We start from the raw sequence: 9,833 nt of genomic DNA on the forward strand, positions 1-9,833 counted from the left end.
TATTTTTGACACAGATAGATGAAAAAAACAGAGAAATAAGCTATAATCTCGTTAGATATTCTGTCTGTGAAAGGATCCATATGATCAATCATCGTCCTGATAATTATAGACCTGGAAAACCTCAGCTTTCCAATGTAGATAAGATAAAAGTGCTGTTAGCCAGACTTGGCCGTAATATCGGTCGTTTTTTTTCTGAGCTGCCTAACAATGTCAAAGATTTTATTTCTGGATATCGCAGCAAAAATTCGCAAAAAATCCGAAGAGTAAGCAGAGAAAGAGTTTATAGATTAAAAGGTTACACCACAGTTGCCAAAATCGATCGTAAAAGACAGGCGGAAAGACAACAAAGATTATTGAGAAAATTTCTGTTTTTAATTATAGCAGCGCTGATCTTAATACTGATGTTTATTATGCACAATCCGTTCAAAGATCTTTCTGAACTCAGAAAGATCGAAAGATCGTCGGCATAGATAGTGTTTCAGATTTAACACAACCTGCAAGAGACACATTAGACGAGGACTCGGATGAAACCACATCAGAAACATCATTAGTTATTGTAATTGACGATGTCACATATAATGTTACAGATGAAGCTACAGATGAAGAACCCTAGATAACATTCCGTCTTTATAATATGGAGGCGAAGCATGAAGACTCTGAACGAGCTGATTGAGAAGTATACTAATAATTTACAACAAAGCGAAATACAAATTGCGTATAAAGCAATTTTAGAATTTTTAGGGAAATTAAGAACTGAGTTTATCAAAAAACACCCACAATACGATGTAAGCAGTATATATCAAGGCTATATGGATATGTCCTATTTTTCTTTAAACACAAAACCATTAAAAGATAAAGGTTTAAAAATTGCTATTGTCTACTTGCATGAAAAGGGAACCTTTGAAGTATGGCTTTCTGCTCGGAACAGGGATATTGCCAAAAGTTACGCATCTATAATTAGCAGTAATATTTCAGGTGATGCAGATCTATTCCATGATATTAATAATCCAGATGCTATAATTGAGTGCACATTGACACCTAAACCAGATTTTGATGATCAAGCCTTGTTGATAGATAATATCGATCAAGGCGTAAAAAGATTTGTATCGACAATAAATGAGCGCCTATCAATTCAAAATCAAATTTGATTAGAGGTTGACATATTAACAGAAAATGATAGAAAATCAGCTCAGTTAAGGCAGTTATGACTAGGCTTTTAAGATTATGCGGGGTGATTTAAAATGTTTAAGATAGAACGATATCAACTATCGAACAATGTTCTTAAGAAATTTGTCAAATTCATCTGGCATTTTATATGTACTCATTTGACAATTGAAAATGTTGCATATAATGCGAATGTGTCATAGTCGCCCTGAGATTTAACGAATAACGCTTCTTTAGCAATTCGATAATCACCGGTGGGAAGTGTGCCGTAAAGCCATTCCCAGTCGATTATAATTTCTTCGCTTTCCATTGGTAGTAATATATATCCAATAGCGGTAAACCCGTAATTTTCGAGGATCGGTACAACATCTATCCATCCATTATCAGTTTTACGCTGTACAGTGTAACTTTCGCCGTATGTATATTCGATCCCCGTAAAATTTTTGAGTGTAATGGTTGCCCCCGATGGTGTAGCGATGCCATCTTTCACCTGCATAATAATAGGCCATTTGCTCAAAAATTCATCGATATCTCCATATCTGATGTCGATACCACTACCGCTGTTTGCCCAAATACTTTCAAGATTTACACTGTTCGGCTTGCCACTTTGATTTGAGCTTACGATTAAACGATAGCCGCCCTCAACACCATAGACCATGATATAGTTGTCAAAGTTTGAGCTAACGTTTGCACCTTCGTATTTCTGAAAATCTTCAAATAAAAGTCCATCTCCCTTTTTAGCAAGGGTTCGCACATCTTCAAGAGTTATAGACTGTGACTCATATGAAAAGGCGGACGAATCTGCGTCCATCGTTTCATTCGAATCATCCCGGTTTATTAATACAATTGCATAAACGGTGTTTACCTGTGCCGGATAGGACTCTGCGATTTCACCGTTATAATAGACGATTACTCTGTCACCAACGGTAAAATTGGTCATACTGTCTTTCAATTTCACGTTTAGAGAGACTCTGATCATATCACTGCTTCTGCGTTCGTCTTCACCCTCGTTAACACTTACGAGGATAGCATTATCATATAGTTCGGTTACAGTTCCGGCAAAATGCGGCTCTTTATCAACGTTGTTCATGGACATTGGCATGATTAAATCCAAGATGCTTTTATCCGTGGCACGATTAACCGCAAACCCAATACTTAATGCAACAACCAACACCACTGATACGATGATAATCACACGAGACGGTTTTTTAAAATTCAATACGTTCTTTATCCTCTCTTTCACACCGCCTTCTCCAAAAGCCAGGGGGCTGCCGCCGATAAAGCGCCGTTCCGTAGCCAAAGATAACAACGACAATGAATAATTCTTTTTAATTTCGCCGCCTTTTTCTTTCAACACGCGCTCATCGCAGGATAATTCCATATCCACACCCATCAGCAAAAACGCCACCCATGCCAACGGATTAAACCAGTGCAAACACAAAATGAAATATGCTGCGAATTTTACAATGTGATCATGCCGCCGGATATGCGTCTGTTCGTGCAGAAGAATATAGTTTCTTTCTTGACCTGATAAGCCAACGGGCAAATAAATTTTGGGTTTTAAAACACCTAATAAAAAAGGGGATTTAATATTTTCCGCTTCGTAGATATTTGCTTCAATATGGGTTGCTGTTCTCATTTTTCGTTTGAGGATAACAAAAGACACTATGCCGTAAACAAACATTACTGCAACGCCAATAAGCCAAACAAACGTACCGATTGTTGTCCATATCTGTAATGGATTTATGCTTGCAGTTGGTGTGGCAGCGGGAAGAATACTGCTGACAGCGCTATTTACAAAAGGTATACCACTGTCAATGTGCGGCACTTGCTGCATTACTATATCTGGCGGTATCGTCTGCGCCTTGAAAGGTATCAAACTGAAAACACTCTCAATTGAAAAAGGGAATACAAGCCTGAATCCCACTACTGCCCACAAGCAATAGGAGACGATTTTCGGCGCATTTTTGAGCAGCAAACGGACAAAGCATATCGACGCAATAACAAATGCTCCGGTCAAGCTCATGTTTATAATTGTAAGGAACAGTTTATCCATTATTACTGTCCTCCTCATGTTGTTCTATCAAATATTTTAATTCTTTCGCTTGTTCCGGAGTTAATTTCTTGCCGCCAAAAAATGAAGTTATGAATTTCGGCAACGACCCGCCGAAAGTATCTTCTACATAGCGGCGGCTTTGTCGAGCAATTTGTTCATCTCGAGTAAGCACAACTGATACCTTCGCATTTTCGTTTTTGAATACGCCCTTACCACAAAGTTTCTTTAACACTGTGTAGGTCGTTGATTTTTTCCAACCCATTTCTCGCTTTGCTAGTGCAACCAAATCGGGCGAGGTCAACGGTGCGTCCCGCCATATCAAAGCTGCAAGTTTTTCTTCTGCAGCAGTAAGTGTTATATCTTTAATCATAGTCATCTCCAATCTAAACACATTAGACTAATCACAGTCTATTATATTTAGACCAGATTTGCAACCGTTCTTTCATGGGACATCTCCTGCATATACTCATATTATTCCAAATCACGGTTTTGGGGTATCAGTTTAAGTTATTGACATATGCCAATAACAGTTTATAATGAAATTATAAATAACATATGCCAAAAACTATTAGGAGGCGATAGATATGCCTAGAAAAGATGTAACAGGCCCAATGGGTCGTGGAGCAATGAGAGGAAGAGGTTTAGGAATTTGTAATGGAGCGAATATAGGCGGATATGCCACTGGATTCGGTAGAGGAAGTGTCAGAGGATTAGGTTTTGGAGCAGGCTATGGATGCAGGAGAAGTTTTGGAAGATCTTTCACTGGAGAAACGGTTGTGTTATCTGACAAAGAAATTTTGACAGAGCAAAAAGAGCTCCTTCAAAAAAGACTAGACATGGTCAGCAAACAATTAGAAAGTATGTCTGAGGCTAATAGGTAACAGGGTAATTCCCCTGTTACTTATGTTGTCAAAATGAGGTGAATTAGTAATGCCAAGACCAAGAAAATGGAGAAAAGTATGTTGTTTGCCAGAAAGCAACTTGTATGGACCGCTTAATGGATCAGATATTAAAAATGAAATTATTATGATGACAGTTGATGAATATGAGGCTATCCGGCTTATAGATCTTGAAGGCTTGACTCAGGAAGAATCTGCTGAAAAGATGCAAGTTGCACGTGCTACTGTTCAAAATATTTACAAGGATGCACGCAGGAAAATCGCCGAGTCCTTAGTGAATGGGAAACTTCTTAAGATTGAAGGTGGAGATTATCAACTTTACAATGAAAATGAGCGAATGCATGGTTGCGGTAGATGTCGAAGAAATAGATGTGGAAGAAATTTTGCAGATGGTCAAAACGATAACGAGAAAAATATCTAATGAAATTAGCAATGCCAGCAGATGAAAAAACAATGGAAAGAAGTGTATGTATATCTTTTTGACCGTGCACCAATTGACGATAAAGATGCTTTTTAAAGAAAGTAATAGGTAAAGCTTATGATTATAAAAAGCCTTGTGGAAAATATATCTTTTTCTGAAGCTTTAGGCAGCGAGCATGGACTTAGTTTGTATATAGAAACCAAGCAGCATAAGCTCCTATTTGACACAGGAGCCAGTGCGCTATTTGCAGAAAACGCAAGAAGAATGCAGATTGATTTGTCAAAGGTAGATTTAGTGATTATTTCTCATGGACATTATGATCATGGTGGAGGTCTCAAAACTTTCCTTGATCTGAATAGTAATGCAAAAATTTATCTCAACAAAAAGGCTTTTGATGGTTACTATGCAAATAGACCGAATGGTGAAAAGAAATACATTGGTATAGGCAAAGCACTGCTGCCGAATGACCGCTTTGTTTTTGTGGAAGGGAAAGTTGTTATTGATGAAGAGCTTGAAATATTCTCAGGTGTAAAAGGGACTAGACTAAACCCATCGGGCAATCAGGATTTATTCATGAAGGTTGGAGAATCATTTAAACTGGATGACTTTTCTCATGAACAAAACCTGATAATCAAAGAAAATGGGAATTTGGTGCTGGTTGCAGGTTGTGCTCATAATGGGATTGTAAAGTAGTAGGAATTAACTATGGAGCAAAGCAATATTCAAGTTACTGCTTCCTGTTTTACCTGTAATTTTCATGGCAATGACCTTTTCAATTATCAGAGCACAAAGAATACTGGAAGGATTGGTATCAAGAAGAGCAGGTGTTTTTGTCCTCTTTTTTGCCGAAGGACGTCCGGATTTACCATATCGGTAGTACTGCCATCAACGGCATCTGTGCCAAACCAATCATCGATATATTGGCGGATGCTCCACTTGCGGAGCATAAAGCTATTAAGAAAAAGTTGCTGGAAATTGGTTATATCTGCATGGATCAGAGCGAAAAACGCATGGACTTTAATAAGGGCTACACACCAGAGGGCTTTGCCGAAAGGTTTCAAAAATTGCCATAGAGCAGTCAAAAAAACATATAAGCGTATAAAATATGATAAATAGCATATTTAAGCTTTGCAGAAAAGATCGGCTGAATTTTTTATGTTTGAAGCAGGCTTCTCTTTAATGTATGCTGAGAACAATATAAATAAAAAGGAGCCAATATTCAATGATGGGACCAGATAAGAAAAAGCTTTATCCAAATGAAAATATAAAGACGGTTTGCTATATAAGTAATCTACCGAAAAGACCAAATGTTGAAATTGGTGAATACACTTATTATAGCGATAATAATAAATCTCCTGAGAAATTCTATGATCATATAGAGCACCACTACGAATTTCTTGGTGATAAACTCATTATAGGCAAGTTCTGTGCAATTGCAGAGGGTGTTAAGTTTATTATGAATGGTGCAAATCATAGAATGGATGGAGCTACAACCTATCCCTTTAATATCTTTGGCTGCGGGTGGGAAAAGGTGACTCCTACAATAGAACAACTTCCTTTTAAGGGTGACACAGTGATTGGTAATGATGTTTGGATAGGTCAAAATGTTACTATTCTACCCGGTGTTAAAGTTGGAGATGGTGCAATTATTGCAGCTAACTCAACAGTGGTAAAAAACGTTGAACCATATACAATACACGGTGGGAATCCAGCTAAATTAATCAGAAAACGCTTTAGTGACGAAAAGACTGAATTCTTGATAAAGCTAGAGTGGTGGAATTGGAGCGAAGAGGAAATATTTAATAATCTTGAAATGCTAACATCCGAAGTAGGGGTAGAGCAATTAATGAATAAATGATACGTCGTTTATCTGAAGCTTACCAATTATGAACTGTTCGAGCGATAATGATCTGTTTCCAGAAACAATAGCCACTCTTAGATATGTTTCTCCAAGCACTTTATTAAATTTGTTTCTGATGGAAGTGGAGGAACTGGTTATGATAAAGATACTTGGCAAAGCTTTCAACAAGATTTTATAAGTGCAAATGCAAATGGAGAAATTATCTCTTTAGATATTCCACATTATATTCATAATCATGCTTATGAAAAAATATCAATTGAAATAGAACGTTTTATACAGAATCTTTCAAAATAAGATCATGAGTATAATCAAATGTGGGACAAAGGTAAACATAGCATAAAAATATAGTTGTTAGTGACAAATCGGATTTTGTGGGAGTAAAATTGATATATGGAAAGATACATTGCATTATTAAGAGGTATCAATATAAGCGGTAAAAACAAGATAACTATGTCTGAATTGAAAGAAAGTTTTGTAGAGCTAGGCTACACAGCAGTTTCTACACACCTTAATAGTGGGAATGTTGTCTTTTCAAGTGATGTAAATGATATAGCTACTCTCGCAAACATAATAAAAGCGTTGATAAAAAACAAGTTTGAATTGGATATACCAGTTTTTGTTATTTCACAAAAAGAGTTGGAAGATGTATTAAATAATGCTCCCGATTGGTGGGGAGATAATAACAAAGAAATATATGATAACCTTATTTTTATGTTTCCTCCCTTATCTTATGACGAGTTTTATAATGATGTTGGAAAGCCTAAAGAGGAATATGAGAAAGTGTATCATTATAAAAATGCTATTTTCTGGTCTTTTAGTCGCAAGGATTATCAAAAGACAAATTGGTGGAGGGAGACCGCCAGTTCAAATATGAGTGATATGATTACAATACGAACAGCAAACACAGTAAAAAAAATAGTTGGAATGTAATAAAAGATAGTAAAATGACCTATTAATGCTATAAAAATAGCAGGTAACAGATTCACTTGGAAGCCTTATTTAGATATATCATGTAGAGGATTACATATCATAAAAATAAAGTTAGTTTTAAAATTATTGATGAAAATGATGAGGAATATATTATGCTTAATAAATTCAACAACAAAATGAAAACAATTGGTTTAATTGGTGGAATGAGTTGGGAGAGTACTGTTACTTATTATCAGATAATAAATAATGTTGTAAAAGAAAACATGGGAGGATTTCATTCAGCAAAAGTTTTGCTATATAGTGTAGATTTCCAGGAGATAGAGGAATGCCAAGCAAAAGGGGAATGGGAAAAAAGTGCAGACATCTTATCCTTGGCTGCAATCAAACTTGAAAAAGCCGGCTGCGATTTCATTGTGATATGTACAAATACAATGCACAAGATTGTTCCTCAAATACAAACTAAGATTTGTATTCCAATCCTTCATATAGCGGAGGCAACTGCACAAGTGCTAAATGATAAACAAATAAAAAAGGTTGCACTGTTTGGTACTAAATATACAATGCAAGAAGATTTTTACAAAGAAAAACTTATTAATGCCGGCATAGAAGTTTTAATTCCTGATGATCAAGATATTGAAATTATTAATAGCGTAATATATGAAGAACTTTGTTTAGGAATTATAAATGAAAATTCCAAAGCAGAATATCTACGCATTATTAATCTGATGCGAGATAAAGGCGCTCAGGGAGTTATTCTTGGATGTACAGAAATAGGATTACTGATAAAACAAAATGACACTAAATTGCCTGTTTTTGACACCACCTATATACATGCTAAAAATGCTGCATTATTTGCAATTTCTGAATAACAAAAAATCACTATCTAATAGCTTAAGGTTCAAAGCAAAAATAGTCATACGGCGAGGAGGTATAAAATGGATATTAAGATTATTGGAGTTAGGGAAAATAAAGAATATCTGACAAAAGCTATTGATTATTTTACAGCTAAATGGGACATAGATAGAAGGATTTATGAAGACTGCATAAGCAACAGCATTACAACAAAAAGTCCTTTGCCACGCTGGTTTCTAATGATAAAAAATGATGAAATAATAGGCAGTTATGGTCTCATAACAAATGATTTTATAAGTCGACAGGATTTATCACCTTGGTTGTGTGCTTTATTTGTGGAAGAACACTACCGAGGTAAGAGTTTAGGGGCAAAGCTTTTAGAGCATGGAAGAATTGAAGCTGCAAAACTGGGCTATAAAAAATTATATCTTAGTACCGATCACAATGGTTATTATGAAAGATATGACTGGGTATATATAGGTCATGGATTCCATCCCTGGGGAGCAGAATCCAGAATATATGAGAATTCTACAATTCCAATAAATACAGATTCTAATATAGTATGTACGGCTAATTTACAGGATTTCAAAGATATACTTGTCCTTCAAAAGCTTGCTTATCAAACCGAAGCGGAGATCTATGGTGATTACAATATACCTCCACTTTTGCAGACATTGGATGAGCTAAAAGAAGAGGCAAAAAGCTCAATCATACTAAAATATATTGAAGATAAAAAAATAGTAGGATCTGTAAGAGCTTTTGAAAAAGAAGGAACTTGCTATATAGGTAGGTTAATTGTGCACCCAGATTATCAGAACAAAGGAATTGGCAAAAAGTTAATGTTGTCCATAGAAAAATATTTTGATGGTTTACGGTATGAGCTTTTCACAGGGCATTTAAGCGAAAAAAATCTTGCGTTTTACGAAAAGCTTGGCTACCATAGGTTTAAAGTTCAAACAGTGCATGATGGTTTAAATCTTGTATATCTGGAAAAGCAAAGATTAGACTAAGATATGCAAGCTGCAATTTCTTATGAAAATAAGATGATGAAAGGGATACAATGATAAAAAAATTAGGTTTAGGGGAAAAAACTAGTATTTCAACATCTCAGAGGGAAATGCGCTCGGCATTTCTAGGAGGATTTGCAGGACAGCTTGTTTCTGGACTGATATGGTTAGGGGCTTCAGCGGTTAGTGTTATTGTTTCACAAAACCATGGAATGGTATTTCTTTTTTTCGGTAGTATGGGTATTTTTCCGCTTACACAATTAATATTACGCTTAATTGGCAGACCTGCAAAAGTTTCTGATGAGAATGTGTTATGGGGGTTAGGCTCACAGGTAGCCTTTACTGTACCTATTAATTTTTTGTTAGTTGGTGCAGTCATTCTATACCGTCCTCTGTGGTTTTTCCCAGCAGCCATGATTGTCGTAGGATCTCATTATATCCCGTTCATAACGTTATATGGAATGAAGATGTTTGGTGTTCTCTCGATACTTCTGATAATAATTGGAACAGGACTTGCTATTTATGGGCCTGCTATTTTTAGCCTTGGAGGCTGGGTAACAGGTTTTATTCTGATTATATTCGCTTTTTTGGGGAAATCAAGTGTTCTAAAGGAAGAAAAAGACCTGGCAATTGAAAAGTGTTA

General features: G+C 36.1%; 13 protein-coding genes and 1 pseudogene. 12 read left to right on the forward strand and 2 right to left on the reverse strand.

Annotated elements, in window-relative coordinates; all coding sequences use genetic code 11:
* The first annotated feature begins 80 nt into the window (after window positions 1-80).
* Window positions 81-470, forward strand: coding sequence for a hypothetical protein (locus tag AC0KSB_RS13870; RefSeq protein ID WP_472310315.1), 390 nt, complete (start codon window positions 81-83; stop codon window positions 468-470).
* Between the two features lie 177 nt (window positions 471-647).
* Window positions 648-1,148 (forward strand): DUF7000 family protein, encoded by a 501-nt coding sequence (locus tag AC0KSB_RS13875; RefSeq protein WP_472310317.1) that lies wholly within the window; start codon window positions 648-650, stop codon window positions 1,146-1,148.
* Between the two features lie 173 nt (window positions 1,149-1,321).
* On the opposite strand, the gene AC0KSB_RS13880 is transcribed toward AC0KSB_RS13875, so the two are convergent.
* Window positions 1,322-3,220: a M56 family metallopeptidase gene (locus AC0KSB_RS13880; protein ID WP_472310319.1), complete on the reverse strand. Its 1,899-nt coding sequence runs from the start codon at window positions 3,218-3,220 to the stop codon at window positions 1,322-1,324.
* Window positions 3,213-3,590, reverse strand: coding sequence for a BlaI/MecI/CopY family transcriptional regulator (locus AC0KSB_RS13885; protein ID WP_472310321.1), 378 nt, complete (start codon window positions 3,588-3,590; stop codon window positions 3,213-3,215). Before AC0KSB_RS13885 ends, AC0KSB_RS13880 begins: the two co-directional genes overlap by 8 nt.
* Window positions 3,591-3,804: 214 nt before the next feature.
* Here AC0KSB_RS13885 and AC0KSB_RS13890 point away from each other — a divergent pair, with 214 nt between their 5' ends.
* From AC0KSB_RS13890 to AC0KSB_RS13935, 10 genes and pseudogenes are all read left to right on the forward strand, one after another.
* The gene (locus AC0KSB_RS13890) at window positions 3,805-4,101 is read left to right on the forward strand and encodes a DUF5320 domain-containing protein (protein ID WP_472310323.1); all 297 of its coding nucleotides are present in this window, start codon (window positions 3,805-3,807) and stop codon (window positions 4,099-4,101) included.
* A gap of 49 nt (window positions 4,102-4,150) precedes the next feature.
* The gene (locus AC0KSB_RS13895; protein WP_472310325.1) at window positions 4,151-4,540 is read left to right on the forward strand and encodes a DUF134 domain-containing protein; all 390 of its coding nucleotides are present in this window, start codon (window positions 4,151-4,153) and stop codon (window positions 4,538-4,540) included.
* Window positions 4,541-4,657: 117 nt separating this feature from the next.
* On the forward strand, window positions 4,658-5,233 hold the full coding sequence (locus AC0KSB_RS13900; RefSeq protein WP_472310327.1) for an MBL fold metallo-hydrolase: 576 nt from the start codon (window positions 4,658-4,660) through the stop codon (window positions 5,231-5,233).
* 92 nt (window positions 5,234-5,325) lie between these two features.
* Window positions 5,326-5,613 (forward strand): annotated as a pseudogene (locus AC0KSB_RS13905) (GrpB family protein); the annotation flags it as partial.
* A 152-nt stretch (window positions 5,614-5,765) separates the two neighbouring features.
* The gene (locus AC0KSB_RS13910; protein WP_472310337.1) at window positions 5,766-6,398 is read left to right on the forward strand and encodes a Vat family streptogramin A O-acetyltransferase; all 633 of its coding nucleotides are present in this window, start codon (window positions 5,766-5,768) and stop codon (window positions 6,396-6,398) included.
* A 28-nt stretch (window positions 6,399-6,426) separates the two neighbouring features.
* A complete protein-coding gene (locus AC0KSB_RS13915; protein ID WP_472310329.1) occupies window positions 6,427-6,579 on the forward strand; it encodes a hypothetical protein in 153 nt (50 codons plus the stop codon).
* A 212-nt stretch (window positions 6,580-6,791) separates the two neighbouring features.
* Entirely contained in the window at window positions 6,792-7,331 is a 540-nt protein-coding gene (locus AC0KSB_RS13920) for a DUF1697 domain-containing protein (protein ID WP_472310331.1), read from the forward strand.
* 176 nt (window positions 7,332-7,507) lie between these two features.
* Window positions 7,508-8,200 (forward strand): aspartate/glutamate racemase family protein, encoded by a 693-nt coding sequence (locus tag AC0KSB_RS13925; RefSeq protein WP_472310339.1) that lies wholly within the window; start codon window positions 7,508-7,510, stop codon window positions 8,198-8,200.
* Between the two features lie 66 nt (window positions 8,201-8,266).
* Window positions 8,267-9,193, forward strand: coding sequence for a GNAT family N-acetyltransferase (locus AC0KSB_RS13930; RefSeq protein ID WP_472310333.1), 927 nt, complete (start codon window positions 8,267-8,269; stop codon window positions 9,191-9,193).
* Between the two features lie 50 nt (window positions 9,194-9,243).
* Window positions 9,244-9,833, forward strand: a 590-nt coding sequence (locus tag AC0KSB_RS13935) for a DUF7010 family protein (protein WP_472310335.1), incomplete at its 3' end; no start/stop codon positions are given.

Source organism: Ercella succinigenes (assembly GCF_900002895.1).

Excerpts from the sequence above, each read along its gene's own strand:
- AC0KSB_RS13890 (WP_472310323.1), top strand. The coding sequence starts at position 3,805 with ATGCCTAGAAAAGATGTAACAGGCCCAATGGGTCGTGGAGCAATGAGA.
- AC0KSB_RS13910 (WP_472310337.1), top strand. The coding sequence starts at position 5,766 with ATGGGACCAGATAAGAAAAAGCTTTATCCAAATGAAAATATAAAGACG.
- AC0KSB_RS13895 (WP_472310325.1), top strand. The coding sequence starts at position 4,151 with ATGCCAAGACCAAGAAAATGGAGAAAAGTATGTTGTTTGCCAGAAAGC.
- AC0KSB_RS13930 (WP_472310333.1), top strand. The coding sequence starts at position 8,267 with ATGGATATTAAGATTATTGGAGTTAGGGAAAATAAAGAATATCTGACA.
- AC0KSB_RS13915 (WP_472310329.1), top strand. The coding sequence starts at position 6,427 with ATGAACTGTTCGAGCGATAATGATCTGTTTCCAGAAACAATAGCCACT.
- AC0KSB_RS13880 (WP_472310319.1), bottom strand. The coding sequence starts at position 3,220 with ATGGATAAACTGTTCCTTACAATTATAAACATGAGCTTGACCGGAGCA.
- AC0KSB_RS13925 (WP_472310339.1), top strand. The coding sequence starts at position 7,508 with ATGAAAACAATTGGTTTAATTGGTGGAATGAGTTGGGAGAGTACTGTT.
- AC0KSB_RS13885 (WP_472310321.1), bottom strand. The coding sequence starts at position 3,590 with ATGATTAAAGATATAACACTTACTGCTGCAGAAGAAAAACTTGCAGCT.
- AC0KSB_RS13900 (WP_472310327.1), top strand. The coding sequence starts at position 4,658 with ATGATTATAAAAAGCCTTGTGGAAAATATATCTTTTTCTGAAGCTTTA.
- AC0KSB_RS13870 (WP_472310315.1), top strand. The coding sequence starts at position 81 with ATGATCAATCATCGTCCTGATAATTATAGACCTGGAAAACCTCAGCTT.
- AC0KSB_RS13920 (WP_472310331.1), top strand. The coding sequence starts at position 6,792 with ATGGAAAGATACATTGCATTATTAAGAGGTATCAATATAAGCGGTAAA.
- AC0KSB_RS13875 (WP_472310317.1), top strand. The coding sequence starts at position 648 with ATGAAGACTCTGAACGAGCTGATTGAGAAGTATACTAATAATTTACAA.